The organism is Pseudomonas sp. PA-7-1E (assembly GCF_021605325.1).
GTDB classification, from domain to species: domain Bacteria; phylum Pseudomonadota; class Gammaproteobacteria; order Pseudomonadales; family Pseudomonadaceae; genus Aquipseudomonas; species Aquipseudomonas fluorescens_BV.
This window is the reverse complement of record NZ_WKFA01000015.1, coordinates 64,294-82,986: the sequence shown is the minus strand read 5'-3', so window position 1 is coordinate 82,986 and position 18,693 is coordinate 64,294. Positions and strand designations below refer to the sequence as shown.

The window sequence follows — 18,693 nt, the reverse complement described above, 5'->3', positions numbered from 1 at the left end:
CAAATTCCAACACACATCCCCAATTTTGTGTTCAGCGACCGGGTTTCGCGCCTTGATGTCGCTGTTGACGCATGCCTGAAGGCACCTGCCGTCACGCTCGCAACCCATTGATAGGTAAAGTAATTGATCTCCACAGCTAACATCACCATGCAGTTCGGCGCCAAGCCGCTCTTCGAGAACGTCTCGGTCAAGTTCGGCGCCGGCAACCGCTATGGTCTGATCGGTGCCAACGGTTGCGGCAAGTCGACCTTCATGAAAATCCTCGGTGGCGACCTCGACCCGTCCGGCGGCCAGGTCATGCTGGAGCCGAATGTGCGCTTGGGTAAACTGCGCCAGGACCAGTTCGCCTACGAAGAATTCACCGTGCTCGACACCGTGATCATGGGCCACGAGGAGCTGTGGAAGGTCAAGGCCGAACGCGACCGCATCTACTCGCTGCCGGAAATGAGCGAAGAAGACGGCATGGCCGTGGCCGAGCTGGAAACCGAGTTCGCCGAGATGGACGGCTACACCGCCGAATCCCGCGCCGGCGAGCTGCTGCTGGGCCTGGGTATTCCCCTGGAACAGCATTTCGGCCCGATGAGCGAAGTGTCCCCAGGCTGGAAGCTGCGCGTATTGCTGGCCCAGGCGCTGTTCTCCGACCCGGAAGTGCTGTTGCTCGACGAACCGACCAACCACTTGGACATCAACACCATCCGCTGGCTGGAAAACATTCTGACCCAGCGCTCCAGCCTGATGATCATCATCTCTCACGACCGTCACTTCCTGAACAGCGTGTGCACCCACATGGCTGACCTGGACTACGGCGAGCTGCGCCTGTTCCCGGGCAACTACGACGAGTACATGACCGTGGCGACCCAGTCCCGCGAGCAATTGCTGTCGGACAACGCCAAGAAGAAAGCGCAGATCTCCGAACTGCAATCCTTCGTCAGCCGCTTCTCGGCCAACGCCTCGAAAGCCAAGCAGGCGACCTCCCGTGCCAAGGCGATCGACAAGATCCAGCTGGCCGAAGTCAAGCCATCGAGCCGTGTGAGCCCGTTCATCCGTTTCGAGCAGAACAAAAAGTTGCACCGCCAGGCGGTCATGGTCGAAAAGATGGCCAAGGGTTTTGACGGCAAGCCACTGTTCAAGGATTTCAGCTTCCAAGTTGAAGCCGGCGAGCGCGTGGCGATCATCGGCCCCAACGGTATCGGCAAGACCACCCTGCTGCGCACCCTGGTCAACGAACTGACCCCGGACGCCGGTAGCATCAAGTGGACCGACGCCGCCGAGCTGGGCTACTACGCCCAGGACCACGCCCACGACTTCGAAGACGACGTGAGCCTGTTCGACTGGATGGGCCAATGGACCCAAGGCGAGCAAATGATTCGTGGCACCCTGGGCCGCATGTTGTTCTCCAACGACGAAATCCAGAAGTCGGTCAAAGTGATCTCCGGTGGTGAACAAGGTCGCATGCTGTTCGGCAAGCTGATCCTGCAAAAGCCCAACGTGCTGATCATGGACGAACCGACCAACCACTTGGACATGGAATCCATCGAGGCGCTGAACCTGGCGCTGGAGAACTACCCGGGCACGCTGATCTTCGTCAGCCACGACCGCGAGTTCGTATCGTCCCTGGCCACCCGCATCATCGAGTTGAGCCCAAGCGGCGTGATCGACTTCAGCGGCACCTATGACGACTACCTGCGTAGCCAGGGTGTGGTGTTCTAAGAACAGCACTTAGCTGCAAGCAAAAGCCCTGTCCCTGTGACAGGGCTTTTTTGCATACGCTCTACTACTGTAGGAGCGAGCTTGCTCGCGAAAAACCTGAGGACGCCGCGCAGAATCAGGCAACCCGCGTTATCGTTGACGTTCTTCGCGAGCAAGCTCGCTCCTACAGTAATGCGGGATATGCCATGATGCTTTACCGCCCGCCAGCGATTGAGTACTCATGCCTGCCGCCCCCTCCTCCCTGTCGATCACCCTGCAGATCGTTTCCATCGTTTTCTACACCTTCATTGCCTTTATCTGCATCGGCCTGCCGATAGCGGTGATTCCAGGCTATGTGCACGAGCAACTGGGTTTCAGCGCCGTGGTGGCCGGGGTGACCATCGGTTCGCAGTACCTTGCCACACTGCTCAGCCGTCCGATGGCCGGGCGGATGTCGGATAACGTCGGTACCAAACGCGCGATCGTGCTAGGCCTGGCCGGCATTCTGATCAGCGGTGTACTGACCTTTATCGCCACGCTGCTGGAAAGTCTGCCGAGCTTGAGCCTGGGTATTCTGATCGCCGGTCGCCTGTTACTCGGCGTGGCCCAGGGCCTGATTGGCGTGGGGACCATCAGTTGGTGCATGGGCGCGGTGGGCGCCGAGCACACCGCACGCTCGATTTCCTGGAATGGCATCGCCTCCTACGGCGCGATTGCGATTGGTGCGCCACTTGGCGTGGTGATGGTGGCTGATTACGGCTACACCAGCCTCGGTCTTGCCCTGGCGGTGTTGGCGTCGTTGGGACTGGTGCTGATCCGCAATAAACCGTCGGTGCCGGTGGTACGTGGCGAGCGGCTGCCGTTCTGGGCGGTGTTCGGGCGTATCGCACCGTTCGGCGCCAGCCTGTGCCTGGCTTCGATTGGCTACGGCACGTTGACGACCTTTATCACCCTGTATTACCTGAATCGTGGCTGGGCCGGTGCGGCGTATTGCCTGACGGTATTTGGTGTGTGCTTTATTCTCTCGCGCCTGGTGTTTATCTCAGCCATCAGCCGGTTTGGCGGGTTCACCGCCGCCATCGCCTGCATGATCATCGAAACCCTGGGCCTGACACTGTTGTGGCTGGCACCGTCTACCAGCGTGGCCTTGATCGGCGCAGGGTTGACCGGTTTTGGTTTGTCACTGGTTTACCCGGCGCTCGGCGTGGAAGCTATCAAGCAAGTGCCGGACAGCAGCCGCGGCGCGGGGCTGAGTGCGTATGCGGTATTTTTCGACCTGGCCCTGGCGATTGCCGGGCCGTTGATGGGCGCCGTGGCGTTGAATCTTGGCTACGGCTGGATATTCTTCTGCGCCGCGTTGCTGTCGGCCAGCGCGCTCGCCCTGACCGTACTGCTCAGGCGCCGCGCCTACTGATCAGCCGTCTGCAGGCCGGCACGCGTTGCCTCACCGAGGGTGCGACTGAAAAAGCGCCCGGCCTCGGAGACCATATCGCGGTGAATCCCTTCACGGTCGACACCATCGGCATCGGTGCAGATGCCCGGCATTGTCGCCAGTTGATCACTGTCGCACGGGGCCATGAATACAAAGTGCCCTGCCCCGGCCAACAGCTTGAAGTCCGGCGGCTCTGGCAGTTTGCGCGCCAGGGCGGCGGCGTTTTTGTCCACTGCCACCAACTGGTCGCCATCGCCACTGTAGAGCAGCACTGGCACATGCACGTCCGCCAGGGTATGGCGGCCAAACATCAAGCTCAGCGGCGCCATCAGCATCAACGCATGGATGCGCGGGTCAGCCTGGGGTTGCAAGTCGTCGCGATCAACCACCAACTCGCCCTTGGTGGTGCACGCGTCGCGGTCTTCGGGGCGTTCCTGGCAGTAGCGACGCAGGCGCTCGAAATCAGGCTTGGCGCCTGCCAGAATCAATGCCGTCTCGCCACCGGCTGAATATCCGATGACACCAATCTGATCGACATCGACAAAGGGCGACAGCATCGGATCGGCCAGGGTGGCGGTGATCGCCTGGGATATCTGGATCGGCCGGCCATACAGATTACTCACGGTGCCCAGGCGGCTGTGGTCCTTATAGTTGTCGCCGGGATGCAGGACCGCCACCACTACGAACCCCTTACGCACCAGTGACGTAGCCAGGTCGTGCAGGGCCAGGGGCGTGCCGGTGTTGCCGTGGGACAGCATCAGCATCGGAAAACGGCCGATAGCAACCTTGGCATCTTCACTGGCCGCGACCTGATAGGCGCCCAGCGGCGTGGTGCGTTCGGTATCGGTGGAAGGGTAAAACGCGATGGCCTTCATCGGCTGCGAATCCAGCGGGTCGAGCACACTCATGCGATGAAACCCCACACTCCAATGGGGGTGCGGTGCCGGTGCGGCGTGCACTGAAACCAGGCTGCCCAACAGCGAAAGTACCAAAACAGCACAAAGACGCATCATGGGGACGTCCACCTTTGCTGCACAAGAACCGGCCTGTCGAATAAAAAGTCCAGGGTATCGCAGGGATGTGTGCATAACCTGGGCCACAACGAAAAAACTCCGTACCCCGCTCGCGTTCAGGCGATCAGAGTACAGAGTTTAGGCGCTCGGTTTCAGAATGAAACCGAGGACAGGGCAAATTTACATAAGCCTTACGCAGCGGCGAACAGTTGCTCGTTGATGCGCACGTTGGCGTCGCTCATGGCTTTGCTGCGCACTTCATCACCGTAGGCCAGGCCTTCAGCGCGCACGATCTCAATGTCGGTGATGCCCAGGAAGCCGAACAGCAGTTTCAAGTAGCCTTCGTGGGCAGCGCCCGAGGCTTGGTCGGCATGCAGGCCGCCGGCGGTGGAGACAATAATGACTTTCTTGTTGCCGCACAGGCCTTCAGGGCCGGCTTCGGAGTAACGGAAGGTCTGGCCGGCCACTGCGATGCGGTCGATCCAGGCTTTCAATTGGGTTGGGATGGTGAAGTTGTACATCGGCGCACCGACTACCACAGCATCGGCGGCGAGGAATTCAGCCAGCGACGATGCACTCAGTTCAGCCTCGTGCTTTTGCGCCGCATCGCGCAGTTCCGCAGCAGTGCCCAATGCGCCCAAGGTAGCGCCGGAGAAATGGTTGATGCCTTCGCTGGCGAGGTCGCGGTAGGTCACTTCCACACCCGGCTGCGCGGCTTGCCATGCCTTGACCACACCGGCGCTGAGCTGACGGGAGGCCGAGTTGTCGCCGAGGATGCTGGAATCGATGTGCAACAGTTTCATGATGGATCTCCGAGGTGGGATCGACAGTGGCGATCAGATGGTGGTGATGCTACGCATGAAACCAATGGTCGATAAGCCAGCTGAAATGCGATAGTTTGTCCCACTGACAGGACAATAGGCCCACCATGCAAGACCTCAACGACCTCTACTATTTCGCCAAAGTCGTCGAAGCCGGCGGTTTTGCTGCGGCTGGCCGGCTGCTCGGCATTCCCAAATCCAGGCTTTCACGGCGCATTGCCGAACTGGAAGACCGCCTGGGTGCACGCTTGCTGCAACGCACCACCCGGCAACTGACGCTCACCGCCGTCGGCGAACGCTACCTGCGCCACTGCCAGGCCATGCTGCTTGAAGCGGAAATGGCCGACGAGGCCGTGGCCAGTATGTCCAGCGAACCACGGGGGCGCTTGCGGGTCAGTTGCCCGGTGGGCCTGGCCCAGCAGATCCTGCCGGAGCTGGTAGCCGGTTTTTTGGCCGCGCACCCGTTGGTGCAGTTGGACATGACCCTGGTGAATCGCCGCGTCGACCTGGTGGCCGAAGGCATTGATGTAGCGCTGCGCGTACGCGAACTGGGCGACGAAGACCCGTTGCTGGTCACCAAACGCCTGCGCCAGGCGCATACCGTGCTGGTGGCCAGCCCCGTTTTCATGCGTGAGCGGCGGGTCGAAACCCTGGAAGACCTCAAGCAGTTGCCAATCCTTGGCGCACTCGAGGCGGACCGAATGGTGCACCAACGCATCATCGACCCCCAGGGCAACATGCATGAGCTAGTGATGGAGGCGCGCCTGGGCATCGAAGACTTTATCGTGCGCAAGGCCAGCGCAATGATGGGCGTGGGCTTTACGGTGCTGCCAATGATGTACTGCGAAGAAGAACTGGCCAGCGGCCGGCTGGTGCAACTGCTGCCGCAATGGTCATTGCCAGGCGGCTGGCTGCAGGCGGTATACCCGCACCGGCGCGGCGTGCTGCCGGCCATCCGGGCCTGGATCGACTATCTGGAAGAAGGCTTCAAAGGCTGTGGAGATCGGCTGCTATGAGCATGACGGAAGAACAAGTCGCACGTTTTTGCCTGAGCCTGCCAGGCGCACGGGAAGACTATAAATGGGGTGGCGTGCGGGTGTTTTCGGTTGCTGGCAACAAGATGTTCGCCTTGCAGAACCTGCGCGGTGAGTCGCTGGCCTTCAAGGTCGACAAAGAACTGTTCCTGGGTCACGTCGACCGCCCGGGCATTCACCCGGCGCCTTACCTGGCGAGGGCGCAGTGGGTCATCATGAACACGCCCTACCCTTTGGGCGCAGAGGAACTGCGTGGCCTGTTGCAGCGCTCCCACCAGTTGGTGGTGAGCAAGCTGCCCAAGCGCACACAGATTGGCTTGCGGCTAGAGGATTGACAGCAAGGTGCCGCCGAGGAACAGCTGGTCCAGCCAGAACACCTGGTGCAACAGCACAATCACCCAGAACAACACCTGGTAAGACACCTTGCGCGTCTTGTGCCGGAACACCTGCTGGGCTATCAACGCCCCCGGCCAACCGCCCGCCAACTCCACCGCATGCAGGATGTTTTCCGGGGTGCGCCAGCCTTCGGTCTGCGCCTTGCGCTTATCGCTCCAGTACAAGAAGAACGCAACCACGCTGACCGCGCCATAGGCCATCAACGGAATTACCGTTTCGCCGCGATACCACAGCAACGCCGAGCCCAGCAGCGGCGCGGCACACAGCAGTACAAAGATCAGCGCCTTCAGGCGTGGGTGCTGGATAGTCATGGCTTGACCGCAGTCCAGTCGATCCAGCCGAACTGCCAGGTCACCAGGATCACCAGGCCGAACGCAATCCGGTACCAGGCAAACGCCGCGTAGCTGTGGCTGGCGATGAACTTGAGCAGGGCCTTGACCGCAATCATGGCGAAGATGAACGAGGTGACAAAGCCAATGGCGAACACCGGCAGGTCCGCGGGCTGGAACAGGTCACGGTATTTATAGCCCGAGTACACCGCCGCACCGACCATGGTCGGCATCGCCAGGAAGAACGAGAACTCGGTAGCTGTCTTGCGCGACAGGCCGAACAACAGGCCGCCGATGATCGTTGCACCGGAGCGCGAAGTGCCCGGGATCATCGCCAGGCACTGGGCCAGGCCGACCTTGAGGGCGTCTTTCCAGGTGATGTCGTCGACGGTTTCAGCCCGCACTGCATGTTGACGGCGCTCGGCCCACAACATGATCACGCCCCCCACTACCAGGGCAGTCGCTACAGTGATCGGGTTAAACAGGTAGTGCTTGATCAGGTCGGCAAAAATCACCCCCAGTACCACCGCCGGCAACACGGCGATGATCAGGTTGACGGTAAAGCGCCGGGCCTTGGGCTGAGTCGGCAAGCCGATGACCACGTCAAAGATCTTGCGCCGAAACTCCCAGACTACCGCCAGGATCGCGCCCAACTGGATGATGATATTGAAGGCTTCGAAACGCTCGCCGCCAAAATTGATCAGGTCGGCGACGATGATCTGGTGGCCAGTGCTGGAGATCGGCAAGAACTCCGTAAGCCCCTCGACGATGCCGAGAATCAATGCCTGTATGGCGGTCCAAAAATCCATGTTGTCTCCAAAGGTCATGCGCGCGGCATGCCTCTTAGTCTTTTTTAAGTTCACTGACGACGAGCGCACACAAGCGCCCGCAGTTGATTCTCAACGCCGGTCTGCAAAAATTCCGTGAAAAATCAGGCAGTACTCAGGTTTTTCGATTCCGGGCCGAAAGCCTATCAGACACGCCGGAAATCTCGAAGCAGCACCACAATTATAAAGAGCAGGGAGTGACAGGACGATGAACAGTTTGCGCAGCATGTCGATCAGCCGCCGCCTTTGGCTGATCCTGATAGTCGCCGTGTTGATGCTGCTGGCCTTGGGGCTGTTGATGCTCAACCAGATCCACGGCGACCTCTACCAGGCCAAGCGCCAGCAGACCCAGCACGTGGTACAGACCGCCAGTGGCGTACTCAGCTATTACCAGAACCTGGAAAAAACCGGCGTACTGACCCGCGACGCCGCGCAACAACAGGCCTTGAGCGCGGTGCGCGGCCTGCGTTATGACCACGATGATTACTTCTGGATCAACGACCTCACCCCCGTGATGATCATGCACGCGGCCAACCCCAAGCTCGACGGTCAGAACCTCTCGGCAATTCGCGACCCGGACGGTTTCGCCGTGTTCAACGAATTCGTGAGCCTGGCCAAGGCCAAGGGCGCCGGCATCGTCAACTACCGCTGGCCGAAACCCGGCGCCGAAGCGCCGGTAGAGAAAACCTCGTACATCCAACTGTTCGAACCCTGGGGCTGGATTATCGGCTCCGGCGTCTACGTCGACGATGTACAGGCTGAATTCAGGGGCCAGGTGTGGAAAGCCTCGGCCATTGGCCTGGGCATTGCGTTGATGATGGCCCTGCTGGTGGTGTTGATCGCTCGCAGCATCGTGCAGCCGTTGCAGGCGGCGGTGAATGCCATGGGCAATATCGCCAGCGGCGAAAGCGACCTGACCCACAGCCTCGACACCCACGGTCGTGACGAACTGACCGCACTGGCCCAGCACTTCAATAGCTTCACCGCCAAGCTGCGCCAGGTTGTCGGCCAGTTGCAGGTGTGCGCGAACGCCCTGGGCCAGTCGTCCACCGAGCTGGGCCACAACGCCAGCCAGGCCCATGACCGCAGCCAGCAGCAATCGCAGCAGATGGAACTGGTGGCCACCGCCATCAATGAAGTCACTTACGGCGTGCAGGACGTAGCGAAGAATGCCGAACACGCCGCCAGCGAAATGCGCGATGCCCAGGCCCAGGCACAACAGGGCCAGGTCAACATCGACGGCAGCTTGCAGCAGATCGACCAGCTCTCCACCACCATCAGCCAGGCTGTGGAGGTGATCCGCACACTCTCCAGCGAAAGCACGCAGATCGGCGGGGTACTGGAGGTGATCCGCTCCATCGCCGACCAGACCAACCTGCTCGCCCTCAACGCCGCCATCGAAGCCGCCCGCGCCGGGGAGCAAGGCCGTGGGTTTGCGGTGGTCGCCGATGAGGTGCGGCTGCTGGCCCAGCGCACGCAGAAATCCACCGCCGAGATCCAGGTAATGATCGAGCGCCTGCAAGGTCACTCGGAAGCGGCGGTCAAGGTCATCAGCGACAGCCACAGCGCCTCGCAACTGACCATCGAGCAAGCCGGCCAGGCCGGTGCAAGCCTCACCGCCATCGGCCAGGCACTGCACAACCTCAACGGCCTGAACGCCTCGATTGCCAGCGCCACCCTGCAGCAGGCCCATGTGGTGGAAGACATCAACCAGAACGTCACCCAAGCGGCCGGGCTGTCCCATAGCACGGCGCTGGCGGCGGAGCAATCGAGCGTGGCGAGTGCGCAGTTGCGTGGCTTGAGTGAGCAGCTTGATGGGTTGCTGCGCCAATTCCGAATCTAGCGCTGATTAGCCTTTTGTAGGAGCGAGCTTGCTCGCGAAAAACCCATAGGCACCGCGGTTATTCAGACAATACGCGGTAACCTTGACGATCTTCGCGAGCAAGCTCGCTCCTGCAGAGGGCAATGACGCATTGCTATGTTTGATGATCGGTTAGCTCTGGGTACAATCACCGCCCTCTCCCACTCTCCCAAGGATCCGCCATGTCCGGGCTTGAACTGTTCGCCGCCGCCCTGGGGGTGATCGCTGTCTGGCTGACGGTCAAACAAAACCCCTGGTGCTGGCCCATCGGCCTGGTGATGGTGTTGCTCTACACCTGGGTGTTTTTCGAGGTCAAGCTCTACTCGGACATGCTGCTGCAAGTGGTCTACGCGGCGCTGCAAGTTTACGGTTGGTGGCAGTGGACCCGCGCTGGCGAGGTCAAGCAAGGCCGCCAGGTCACCAGCCTGAAAGCGCCGGCAATCATGGCCAGCCTGGCTGTGGGCGCCGTCGGCAGTCTGCTGCTGGGCGCCGCCATGGCCCACTGGACTGACGCCGCCCAGCCCTGGCTCGACGCCGCCCTCACCGGCTTCAGCCTGGTCGCGCAGATGTGGATGGCGCAAAAACGCGTGCAGTGCTGGCCGTTGTGGATTGTGGTGGATGTGATCTTCGTCGGTCTGTTCCTCTACAAAGGCCTCTATCTCACGGCTGCACTCTATGCATTGTTTACCGTGATTGCCGTGCAAGGCTGGCGCGAGTGGCGCGCCGACCCGGCGTTGCGCACATGAAAGTGGTGGTATTGGCGGGCCCCGAATCCAGCGGCAAGAGCTGGCTGGCGGCGCAGTTGCACGCGCGCTTCGGCGGGTTGATGGTGGGGGAATATGTGCGGTACTTCATCGATCAGCATCAGCGCGACACCACCCTGGCGGATATCCCGGCCATTGCCCAGGGCCAGTTGGCCTGGGAGGATGCCGCCCGCGCCAAACGCCCCGCCTTGCTGATCCTCGACACCCACCTGCTGACCAACAAGCTCTGGAGCCAGACCCTGTTCGGCGACTATCCCGGCTGGCTTGATGACGAACTTCTGGCGCGGCATTACGACCTGCACCTGCTGCTCTCACCCGAGGATGTGGAATGGAGTGCCGACGGCCAGCGCTGCCAGCCGGAACTGGCGGATCGCCGGGCGTTTTTTCAGGCCAGCCTGGAGTGGATGCAGGAGCATCGACAGCCGCTGGTGGTGATTGGCGGGGATTGGGAGCAGCGCCGCCAGGCGGCATTTACCGCCGTCAAGCAGTTGCTCGCCTTCCCCCTGTAGGAGCGAGCTTGCTCGCGAAAAACCGGAGTGCGCCGCTGTGAATCAGGCACCCCGCGTTATCGTTAACGATCTTCGCGAGCAAGCTCGCTCCTACACCAACGGTGTGAAGCTTTAGTAGCCCAACGACAACCCCGTATTGCGTCGCGGGTCATTGGCCCCATAGAAACGGTTGTTACCCACCGGCTTGCCATCCAGAGCAGGCGCACCGACCAGGATCGCCGCCAAATGGTTGGCATCTTGCGGACCTGCAAACTTATGGCCCCAGCTCTCGAGAATCTTCTGGGTATCCGGGCTCACGGCAAACGTCTCAAGGTTGGTGGTCTCAGGCATCCACTGCTGGTGGAAGCGCGGCGCGTCCACGGCTTCCTGGATATTCATCTTGTAGTCGATGACATTCAGGATGGTCAGCAAGGTGGCAGTGATGATGCGGCTGCCCCCCGGTGTACCGACCACCATCACCGCCTTGCCGTCCTTGGTGACGATGGTCGGGCTCATCGACGACAGCGGCGCCTTGCCCGGTGCGATGGCGTTGGCTTCGCCCTGTACCAGCCCGTACATGTTCGGCACGCCGACCTTGACGGTGAAGTCGTCCATTTCATCGTTGAGAATCACCCCGGTCTTGCTCGCCATCACCCCGGCACCAAACCAGTCGTTGAGGGTATAGGTCACCGAGACCGCGTTGCCCCATTTGTCGACGATGGAATAGTGGGTGGTGTTATTGCCTTCATGGGGCGATACACCCGGTTTGATTGCCTGGGAATCACCGGCCTTTTGCGGTTCGATCGCCGCACGTAGCTTGGCCGCGTAGTTCTTGTCCAGCAGATGCTCGATGGGGTTCTTCACGAAGTCCGGGTCACCGAGATAGCTGTTGCGGTCCACGTAGGCGTGGCGCATCGCTTCGATCTGGTAGTGCAGGCCCTGGGCCGAGTGATAGCCCAGATCGGCCATCGGGTAGCCTTCGGGGATGTTCATGATCTGGCAGATCACCACACCGCCGGAGCTGGGTGGCGGCGCCGAGACCACATGGTAGCCACGGTAGTCGCATTCGATGGGGGCCAGTTCGCGGGTTTTGTAGGCGTCGAGGTCGGCCTGGGTGATGATGCCTTTGCCGGCCTGGCTGGAATCCACTACCGCCTTGGCGACCCAGCCTTTATAGAAACCGTCGGTGCCCTTGGCCGAGATTTCCTTGAGGGTCTTGGCCAGGTCCTTCTGCACCAGCTTCTGGCCTACCTGCATCGGCTCGCCGTTATGCAGGAAGATGCCACGCATATCCTGGTCTTTTTCGAACTCACCGGTGGCGGTGTGCAACAGGTCGATATCGCCCTGCTCCAGCGCAAAGCCGTTTTCCGCCAGCTTGATCGCCGGGGCAATCACTTGGGCGCGCTTGAGGGTGCCGTATTTGCTCAGGGCCAGCTCCATGCCGGACACCGTGCCTGGTACGCCGACCGCCAAATGGCCTTTGGCGCTGAGGCCCTCGACCACATTGCCGGCCTTGTCGAGGTACATATCGGCCGTCGCCGCCAACGGGGCTTTTTCGCGGAAGTCGAGGAAGGTCTTGCGCCCGTCCGCCAGTTGCACCGTCATGAAACCGCCACCGCCCAGGTTGCCCGCCGCCGGGTACACCACCGCCAGTGCGTAACCCACTGCCACCGCCGCATCGACCGCGTTGCCGCCGGCCTTGAGCACATCGACCCCCACATGGGTTGCCAGGTGCTGGGCCGTGACCACCATGCCATTTTCACCCGCAACCGGGGCTTGGGAAGCTGCATGCACCCCGTTGATCGTTAATACCAGCGCGGTAGCAATCAAGGTGTGACTCAAGGGTTGGTATTTCATCCATGGCTACTCTGATTATTGAGATGCACCAAAATAGCCCCTCGCTGATTCAATCCCCAGCGCAATGGCGTTTTTATTACAGAACTTGTCGGTCATGGAACGCACACCGCTGTGCAAGGCGGCAATCAGCTCTGGCCTATAAAATTAATGGCGCTAGAATCGGCGCCATTCTTTCGCCGCCGCCCTGATACGAGCCTGTCCATGAGCTTTGATTTCGACACGATCCACCCACGCTTCGATACCGGCAGTACCAAGTGGAGCCGTTACCCGCAAGACGTTCTGCCGATGTGGATCGCCGACATGGACATCGCCGCGCCGCCCGCCATTTTGCGCGCCCTGCACGCGCGCCTGGACCAGCAGATTCTCGGCTACAGCGTGGCCGGCCCGGACGTGCGCGACGCCATCGTCGCTGACCTGTGGGCCAAGTACGCCTGGCGCGTGCAGCCCGAAGAACTGTTGTTCCTGCCCGGCGTCGAGCCTGGCTTCAATATGGCCCTGCACGCATTCGTCCAGCCCGGCCAGGCGGTGGTGCTGCAAACCCCCAACTACCGGCCGATTCGCCTGGCGCCGGGCAACTGGAATCTGCCACGCATCGAAATGCCGTTCGAGTTGATCAACGGCGAATACGTCACGCCTATGCCTGCGATGCGCCAGGCATTGAGCGGTGCCGGTGCGTTGCTGCTGAGTAATCCGCACAACCCCATCGGCAAGGTATTTCCCCGGGAGGAACTGACGGCGGTAGCCAATGCCTGCCTGGAAGCTGGCGCGCTGATCATCAGCGACGAGATCCACGCCGAGCTGTGCTTCGACGGCCGTCGCCACATCCCCACCGCCAGCCTCAGCCCCGAGATTGCCCAGCGCACCATCACCCTGATGTCGGCGAGCAAGGCTTATAACGTGGCCGGCTTGAAGACCTGCTTTGCGGTGGTCCAGAACGCGGCAGTGCGCGAGCGTTTCAATAACGCGCGCTGCGGCATGGTCGACAGCGTCAGCCCCCTGGGCCTGGAAGCCACCCGTGCCGCCTACAGCGAATGCGCCGACTGGCTCAGCGCGCTGTTGCAGTACCTGCAGGCCAACCGTGACTACCTGCTCGATGCAGTAAAGACCCGCTTGCCTGGTGTGGTGATGCATGCACCACAGGGCACCTTCCTGGCGTGGCTCGATTGCAGCGCTCTTGGCCTGGATGACCCGCAGCAGTTTTTCCTTGAGCAGGCCAAGGTCGGCCTGAGCGCGGGGATCGAATTCGGTGATGACAGCCAACAGTTCGTGCGCCTGAATTTCGGTTGCCCACGGGCGATGCTGGAGGAAGGGATACAGCGCATGGAACGAGCCTTGCGCCAGCGCTAACCTCCCGGTGGAGCATTCGTGGGAGGGCAGGCAATCCCCTCCCACATTATTCATTCACAACTTGGCGATGGACACTTCAGTCGATTTCACGAAGGCAATCACTTCACTGCCCACCTTCAATTCCAGATCACGCACCGAACGTGTGGTAATCACCGACGTCACAATGCCAGACGCGGTTTGTACGTCGATTTCCGACACCACTTCCCCCAATAGAATCTCCTTGATCACGCCTTTGAACTGGTTGCGCACGTTGATCGCTTTGATGGTCATGTCGGCTTTCCTTTTGGCTGTTGGGTCAATCCGCACGAATGCGCAGGCCCTCAAATTGCGCCTCGATAGAAAAGATTAAAAGGAATAAATATCTATTTATCTATTCTATAAAGATATATGAAGTAAATATTCTTCGCCTCCCATCTGCCCGGCGCCCAACGTTCGGCAGCGACTTATAACCGCACATCTTGTGCGTTGACCAACCTTGTTACACACCATATAGTGTGCCCACAAACAAAACAGACCACTACATAGTGTGCAGAATCGGTATTTGCCGACCACACTCAGCGCAGTATTTCAATGCCTGGTAGCCTGCAAATCGCACATTTTTTGGACGGGTTGAACACCGTCAGAACGGATCAGAAGGGAGTATTTCAATGCTGAGTTGGGATGAAGTCGACAACGAAGACACCGGTGCAGCGGTGATCAAAGGCGCCAACGCCGGCCACGCCACCGAAGCCAACATGGACCGCCTCGACGGTGCCGGCGCCGCTGCCGCCGTGGAAGCCCGCGCCGTCACCGCCAACGACTCCGCCGCCATCGTGCGCGCCAAGGCCGCCCTGGACAAACTCGACGTCGCCGAAGGCCTCGCCGAACTCGAAGGCGCCTCCGCCCGCGTCGCCGTTGACGAAAAGCGCATGATCAACTGCCGCGCCGACCTCAACCAACTCGTGCCATTCAAGTACGACTGGGCCTGGCAGAAGTACCTCGACGGCTGCGCCAACCACTGGATGCCGCAAGAGGTCAACATGACCGCCGACATCGCCCTGTGGAAAAACCCCGAAGGCCTGACCGATGACGAACGCCGTATCGTCATGCGCAACCTGGGCTTCTTCTCCACCGCCGACTCCCTGGTAGCCAACAACCTGGTGCTGGCCGTGTACCGCCTGATCACCAACCCGGAGTGCCGCCAGTACATCCTGCGCCAGGCCTTCGAAGAAGCGATCCACACCCACGCCTACCAGTACTGCATCGAATCGCTGGCCATGGATGAAGGCGAGATCTTCAACATGTACCACGAGATTCCATCGGTGGCCAAAAAGGCCGCCTGGGGCCTGAAGTACACCCGCTCGATCTCCGATCCGAAGTTCGAAACCGGCACCGTCGACACCGACAAAGAGCTGCTGCGCAACCTGGTCGCCTACTACTGCGTGCTGGAAGGCATCTTCTTCTACTGCGGCTTCACCCAGATCCTGTCCATGGGTCGCCGCAACAAAATGACCGGCGTGGCCGAGCAGTTCCAGTACATCCTGCGCGATGAGTCGATGCACCTGAACTTCGGTATCGACGTGATCAACCAGATCAAAATCGAAAACCCACACTTGTGGGATGCCGAGATGAAAGAAGAAGCGACCCAGATGATCCTGCAAGGGACGCAGCTGGAGATCGAATATGCGCGGGATACCATGCCTCGTGGGGTGCTGGGCATGAATGCGGCGATGATGGAGGATTACCTCAAGTTCATCGCTAACCGTCGCCTGTCGCAGATCGGCTTGAAGGAAGAGTACCCAGGCACGACTAACCCGTTCCCGTGGATGAGCGAGATCATGGACTTGAAGAAAGAGAAGAACTTCTTCGAGACCCGTGTGATCGAGTATCAGACCGGCGGCGCGCTGAGCTGGGATTGATCCGGACTAAGCACTAAAGGAAGCCCTGGCATGTTCAGGGCTTTTTTTTCGTCGGTAAAAAAGGAATTTGCTATTTCTTGAAGTCCATCACGTCAAGCACCTAGCCCAGAAGGGTTCGGATCGCATCACCAATGCTGTAGCCTTGTGCCCGATTGCCATCAGCGTTGTCATCGGTCGAGTGGTCGGGAGGCTTTTAGCGAAAGGCTTTACGCCAAGATCGGAGGACTGGCACGGGAGTAGGCTCCTGTTGTCATAGCTGATGCATGCTTAATACTATTAGATAGGACCTAGGCCAACCCGTGTACCCAGACATGCTCGAAGCCGAACCTAAGGCCTGAGTACTCTCTGCCTCCGACAAGCCCACACTCTCTTTTTTCGTTCAAAACCAGCGCCTGACCTCCCACTTCACCGGAAGTGCAAATCCGTGAGCCAATATGCCGAAAAAGGCAATCCACTCGATGATGGGATATTGAATAATAAAATCAGTCCTAATCCCAAAAAAAGGAAACTCGCCATACTTAATCACCTCAATATAGGACACGACAAAAAAACCGTTAAATATCACACATAAAAATAACTTCAAGGTATTAAGACCTTCCCCCGAAAGCCTAGCCCTTAAGGCATACGCACCGACCACACCAAAAACCACAAAAACAAGAGCATAGAACACAATCAATCTACCACCCCCTGATACATCTGCGTCCCTGTCTCATAATCAATATAAACCTCAACACCTAATGGAAACATCCCCATTCTTTTGTAAGCCCTCTCCTTATCTGACCTTATATATCTGAACAAACGCCAAGCATCCGGCTTCAATACAAGCCTACGTAGACTATAAAAAGACATAATCATATCCGTGCCACCATAGGCTAAATCACCTCCACTTTCGCCATACCCGAGGGACTGTGCTGCGCCGCGATATCCAGTTCTGACCGGTCCAACTGTATCGGAATGCCCCTCAAGCATATTCCTACCATTTTCATACATGTTATTAGCGCCGTGCGCCATAATCGGGATGCCCGCCAGCAAACACAGCGTACCGACTGAGGCGTAGCAAATTCCTGCCCCCGTCGCAAACTGAAGTGCGCCTGCGATAACCCCGATGCCTTTCCTCCCCACCTCCAGGGATTGGTTTAGGAGGCTTTCTTGTTCGTGCTTTATTTCTTTCAATCCCTGATCAACAGTTTTTCTGCCGTCCTCAACTTCCCTAACAATACTCCGAGCGTAATAAGCCACCTCACGATTGAATTGCAGCCGAACAATCCCATCATTAATATTCCGAGCACTTATCGTACAAGCCTGGTTAGTCAGATACGCCGCAGCCTGACTAACCACCCAAAGGTCTTGAAAGGTAGGCTTCCGTTCTTCATTTATGTTCACCGGCCTGTCTCCCAAGTACTGAAGCCACTTGTTCCCGCCTGATGATGAGTCCAGATTATTTCACGATATTTAAGCGCAACATGCTCTTGTGCCTCTGCATCAATATGCAAAACAGAATGCGGTACGTCAACAGTGAGGTCGGTGATGATGCAGCCTCGAATATCGACGCTGTAGTATTTTTCATGCCAGCCCGATTGGGCGATCCGATAAAAATTGATGACGCAGTTGAGCTCTTCCCTGTTGGAGAGCGCTACCGCCAGCAAGGGTGACGATTTATCGATATTTTTGGTAATGGCAATCGGCCCATGACTCGACGCCCTGACGTTGCCCCTGTTGGCCATATTATGGTGGAAGGACAGCACCATTATCTCTCGCAGTGCCCCTCCTGCCACTTGTTGCCGATAGAGTCTTGAGTCGAACACTTTGCAGAAATCAGACCTTGGGATTTGCCGCTGATGGTCATGTAGCCGTGGTTTGCCATAGGGTTAACGCCTTGTTGTTTTTGGCATTTACCATACGAAAAAATAGCAAATAGGAAATATCGGAAAGTTCGCTTTAAGTGGTGCGAGTGGTATGTAGGAAATTTAACCCACACTCCAATCAGTCGGCCAAAACACTTGTAAGACCTAACTGCACTCGCTCTCGAATGAGCGTGCCGGAACCTCGGAAGCCCCACTCCTGGCTCAGGGGTAGTAAACTCGTATCGCCATAAACGCATGGACCGTCGCACGCACACAAAAGAGCGCAGAGGCTGACCCGCAGCGACCAGGCTGAACCGTCAACCTGAACCCCGGCAGGCAAGCGCCAGTCACAACGCTATGAAACCGCCCTACCTGATAAGGACCACCCGTGAACCCAGACATGCTCGAAGCCGGCCCCGCAGACGCCAAAGTACTTTCCGTCTTTGACTTCGACGGCACCCTCACCCACCACGACAGTTTCGTGCCCTTTCTCAAGTTTGCCTTTGGCACCGGTGAGTTTTATGGCCGGATGGTCAAGCTGGCGGTGCCGGGGCTACGTTTTTTGGTGCGGCAGATCAGCCGGGATGAGTTGAAGGCGCAGTTGATTCGCACCTTTATGACTGGGGTGGAGAAGACGTGGGTGCAGCAGAAAGCCGAGGAGTATTGCCAGCGCAATTGGGCGCGGTTGATGCGCCCGGCGGGGGTGTTGTCGGTGGAGCAGGAGTTGGGCTCGGGGGCGGTGGTGACGCTGTGTTCGGCGTCGCCGGCGTTGGTGTTGCAGCCGTTTGCCGACCGGCTTGGCATTCGTTTGATCGGCACTGAACTTGAGGTGGTGGATGGGGTGCTGACCGGCAAGCTCACTGGGAATAATTGCCGTTGTGAGAATAAGGTGCTGCGGCTTGAGGCGGTGTATGGCGACCTGGGGGAGTATCGGCTCAGGGCCTGGGGCGATACGCGCGGGGATCGAGAGTTGCTGGCTGCGGCGCAGGATGCGCATTTTCGGCATTTTCATGCGAAGAAGAAAAAGCGAGCTCGGTTGCAGCGGTGATGCGGGGGTGAGGTTGGCGGGGAGACCGAGGCGATCCCATCGCAG

General features: G+C 59.2%; 18 protein-coding genes and 2 pseudogenes. 11 read left to right on the top strand and 9 right to left on the bottom strand.

Translation table 11 applies throughout. The features are described 5' to 3' along the window. Positions 1–123: 123 nt before the first annotated feature. The gene (locus GIW79_RS12760) at positions 124–1,710 is read left to right on the top strand and encodes an ABC-F family ATPase (RefSeq protein ID WP_003191057.1); all 1,587 of its coding nucleotides are present in this window, start codon (positions 124–126) and stop codon (positions 1,708–1,710) included. Between the two features lie 220 nt (positions 1,711–1,930). Beyond that, the gene (locus tag GIW79_RS12750) at positions 1,931–3,103 is read left to right on the top strand and encodes an MFS transporter (protein ID WP_186527724.1); all 1,173 of its coding nucleotides are present in this window, start codon (positions 1,931–1,933) and stop codon (positions 3,101–3,103) included. Here the strand turns inward: GIW79_RS12750 and GIW79_RS12745 are convergent. Together GIW79_RS12745 and GIW79_RS12740 are read right to left on the bottom strand one after the other, a co-directional pair. After that, complete coding sequence (locus tag GIW79_RS12745; protein ID WP_198791635.1) at positions 3,097–4,134, bottom strand: alpha/beta hydrolase family protein; 1,038 nt, start codon at positions 4,132–4,134, stop codon at positions 3,097–3,099. The genes GIW79_RS12750 and GIW79_RS12745 overlap by 7 nt on opposite strands. A 191-nt stretch (positions 4,135–4,325) precedes the next feature. Continuing rightward, positions 4,326–4,937, bottom strand: coding sequence for an FMN-dependent NADH-azoreductase (locus tag GIW79_RS12740; protein WP_034127345.1), 612 nt, complete (start codon positions 4,935–4,937; stop codon positions 4,326–4,328). 125 nt (positions 4,938–5,062) lie between these two features. On the opposite strand from GIW79_RS12740, the gene GIW79_RS12735 reads away from it, so the two are divergent. Continuing rightward, positions 5,063–5,971, top strand: a complete 909-nt coding sequence (locus GIW79_RS12735) for a LysR substrate-binding domain-containing protein (RefSeq protein ID WP_014718355.1) — start codon at positions 5,063–5,065, stop codon at positions 5,969–5,971. Further along, positions 5,968–6,324 carry an MmcQ/YjbR family DNA-binding protein gene (locus GIW79_RS12730; protein ID WP_054895937.1) on the top strand — a complete coding sequence of 119 codons (357 nt, stop codon included), beginning with the start codon at positions 5,968–5,970 and terminating at the stop codon, positions 6,322–6,324. The genes GIW79_RS12735 and GIW79_RS12730 overlap by 4 nt, the downstream gene beginning before the upstream one ends. Here the strand turns inward: GIW79_RS12730 and GIW79_RS12725 are convergent. After that, positions 6,313–6,696 carry a DUF1294 domain-containing protein gene (locus GIW79_RS12725; RefSeq protein WP_197880389.1) on the bottom strand — a complete coding sequence of 128 codons (384 nt, stop codon included), beginning with the start codon at positions 6,694–6,696 and terminating at the stop codon, positions 6,313–6,315. The two genes, GIW79_RS12730 and GIW79_RS12725, sit on opposite strands and share 12 nt — an antisense overlap. Beyond that, entirely contained in the window at positions 6,693–7,523 is an 831-nt protein-coding gene (locus GIW79_RS12720) for an undecaprenyl-diphosphate phosphatase (protein WP_236452692.1), read from the bottom strand. Before GIW79_RS12720 ends, GIW79_RS12725 begins: the two co-directional genes overlap by 4 nt. A gap of 226 nt (positions 7,524–7,749) precedes the next feature. On the opposite strand from GIW79_RS12720, the gene GIW79_RS12715 reads away from it, so the two are divergent. The 3 genes from GIW79_RS12715 (at position 7,750) to GIW79_RS12705 (ending at position 10,675) form a co-directional block, all read left to right on the top strand. Then, on the top strand, positions 7,750–9,384 hold the full coding sequence (locus GIW79_RS12715; RefSeq protein WP_236452691.1) for a methyl-accepting chemotaxis protein: 1,635 nt from the start codon (positions 7,750–7,752) through the stop codon (positions 9,382–9,384). Between the two features lie 200 nt (positions 9,385–9,584). Continuing rightward, entirely contained in the window at positions 9,585–10,148 is a 564-nt protein-coding gene (pnuC, locus tag GIW79_RS12710) for a nicotinamide riboside transporter PnuC (protein ID WP_054895940.1), read from the top strand. After that, the gene (locus GIW79_RS12705; RefSeq protein ID WP_197901219.1) at positions 10,145–10,675 is read left to right on the top strand and encodes an AAA family ATPase; all 531 of its coding nucleotides are present in this window, start codon (positions 10,145–10,147) and stop codon (positions 10,673–10,675) included. Before pnuC ends, GIW79_RS12705 begins: the two co-directional genes overlap by 4 nt. A 111-nt stretch (positions 10,676–10,786) precedes the next feature. On the opposite strand, the gene ggt is transcribed toward GIW79_RS12705, so the two are convergent. Then, positions 10,787–12,511 (bottom strand): gamma-glutamyltransferase, encoded by a 1,725-nt coding sequence (gene ggt, locus GIW79_RS12700; protein WP_236452690.1) that lies wholly within the window; start codon positions 12,509–12,511, stop codon positions 10,787–10,789. Positions 12,512–12,712: 201 nt separating this feature from the next. Between ggt and GIW79_RS12695 the strand changes: the two genes are divergently transcribed. Beyond that, positions 12,713–13,858 carry a MalY/PatB family protein gene (locus tag GIW79_RS12695; RefSeq protein WP_197901221.1) on the top strand — a complete coding sequence of 382 codons (1,146 nt, stop codon included), beginning with the start codon at positions 12,713–12,715 and terminating at the stop codon, positions 13,856–13,858. 54 nt (positions 13,859–13,912) lie between these two features. Here the strand turns inward: GIW79_RS12695 and GIW79_RS12690 are convergent, their stop codons facing one another. Beyond that, the gene (locus GIW79_RS12690; RefSeq protein ID WP_003173733.1) at positions 13,913–14,128 is read right to left on the bottom strand and encodes a TOBE domain-containing protein; all 216 of its coding nucleotides are present in this window, start codon (positions 14,126–14,128) and stop codon (positions 13,913–13,915) included. Between the two features lie 377 nt (positions 14,129–14,505). On the opposite strand from GIW79_RS12690, the gene GIW79_RS12685 reads away from it, so the two are divergent. Together GIW79_RS12685 and GIW79_RS12680 are read left to right on the top strand one after the other, a co-directional pair. Continuing rightward, positions 14,506–15,756, top strand: a complete 1,251-nt coding sequence (locus tag GIW79_RS12685; protein WP_032892020.1) for a ribonucleotide-diphosphate reductase subunit beta — start codon at positions 14,506–14,508, stop codon at positions 15,754–15,756. Positions 15,757–15,823: 67 nt separating this feature from the next. Continuing rightward, positions 15,824–15,996: pseudogene (locus GIW79_RS12680) on the top strand (HNH endonuclease); the annotation flags it as partial. Between the two features lie 139 nt (positions 15,997–16,135). Here GIW79_RS12680 and GIW79_RS12675 read toward each other — a convergent pair. From GIW79_RS12675 to GIW79_RS12665, 3 genes and pseudogenes are all read right to left on the bottom strand, one after another. After that, the gene (locus tag GIW79_RS12675) at positions 16,136–16,432 is read right to left on the bottom strand and encodes a hypothetical protein (RefSeq protein WP_054918287.1); all 297 of its coding nucleotides are present in this window, start codon (positions 16,430–16,432) and stop codon (positions 16,136–16,138) included. Then, entirely contained in the window at positions 16,429–17,139 is a 711-nt protein-coding gene (locus tag GIW79_RS12670; protein ID WP_236454937.1) for a DUF4225 domain-containing protein, read from the bottom strand. The genes GIW79_RS12675 and GIW79_RS12670 overlap by 4 nt, the downstream gene beginning before the upstream one ends. Continuing rightward, positions 17,136–17,620 (bottom strand): annotated as a pseudogene (locus GIW79_RS12665) (Hcp family type VI secretion system effector). Before GIW79_RS12665 ends, GIW79_RS12670 begins: the two are co-directional and overlap by 4 nt. 380 nt (positions 17,621–18,000) lie before the next feature. On the opposite strand from GIW79_RS12665, the gene GIW79_RS12660 reads away from it, so the two are divergent. Beyond that, entirely contained in the window at positions 18,001–18,648 is a 648-nt protein-coding gene (locus GIW79_RS12660; RefSeq protein ID WP_236454949.1) for an HAD-IB family hydrolase, read from the top strand. Positions 18,649–18,693: the final 45 nt, after the last annotated feature.

Coding starts and splice junctions, on each gene's coding strand:
- GIW79_RS12750 (WP_186527724.1), top strand. CDS start 1,931: ATGCCTGCCGCCCCCTCCTCCCTGTCGATCACCCTGCAGATCGTTTCC.
- GIW79_RS12745 (WP_198791635.1), bottom strand. CDS start 4,134: ATGATGCGTCTTTGTGCTGTTTTGGTACTTTCGCTGTTGGGCAGCCTG.
- GIW79_RS12740 (WP_034127345.1), bottom strand. CDS start 4,937: ATGAAACTGTTGCACATCGATTCCAGCATCCTCGGCGACAACTCGGCC.
- GIW79_RS12735 (WP_014718355.1), top strand. CDS start 5,063: ATGCAAGACCTCAACGACCTCTACTATTTCGCCAAAGTCGTCGAAGCC.
- GIW79_RS12730 (WP_054895937.1), top strand. CDS start 5,968: ATGAGCATGACGGAAGAACAAGTCGCACGTTTTTGCCTGAGCCTGCCA.
- GIW79_RS12725 (WP_197880389.1), bottom strand. CDS start 6,696: ATGACTATCCAGCACCCACGCCTGAAGGCGCTGATCTTTGTACTGCTG.
- GIW79_RS12720 (WP_236452692.1), bottom strand. CDS start 7,523: ATGGATTTTTGGACCGCCATACAGGCATTGATTCTCGGCATCGTCGAG.
- GIW79_RS12715 (WP_236452691.1), top strand. CDS start 7,750: ATGAACAGTTTGCGCAGCATGTCGATCAGCCGCCGCCTTTGGCTGATC.
- pnuC (WP_054895940.1), top strand. CDS start 9,585: ATGTCCGGGCTTGAACTGTTCGCCGCCGCCCTGGGGGTGATCGCTGTC.
- GIW79_RS12705 (WP_197901219.1), top strand. CDS start 10,145: ATGAAAGTGGTGGTATTGGCGGGCCCCGAATCCAGCGGCAAGAGCTGG.
- ggt (WP_236452690.1), bottom strand. CDS start 12,511: ATGAAATACCAACCCTTGAGTCACACCTTGATTGCTACCGCGCTGGTA.
- GIW79_RS12695 (WP_197901221.1), top strand. CDS start 12,713: ATGAGCTTTGATTTCGACACGATCCACCCACGCTTCGATACCGGCAGT.
- GIW79_RS12690 (WP_003173733.1), bottom strand. CDS start 14,128: ATGACCATCAAAGCGATCAACGTGCGCAACCAGTTCAAAGGCGTGATC.
- GIW79_RS12685 (WP_032892020.1), top strand. CDS start 14,506: ATGCTGAGTTGGGATGAAGTCGACAACGAAGACACCGGTGCAGCGGTG.
- GIW79_RS12660 (WP_236454949.1), top strand. CDS start 18,001: ATGCTCGAAGCCGGCCCCGCAGACGCCAAAGTACTTTCCGTCTTTGAC.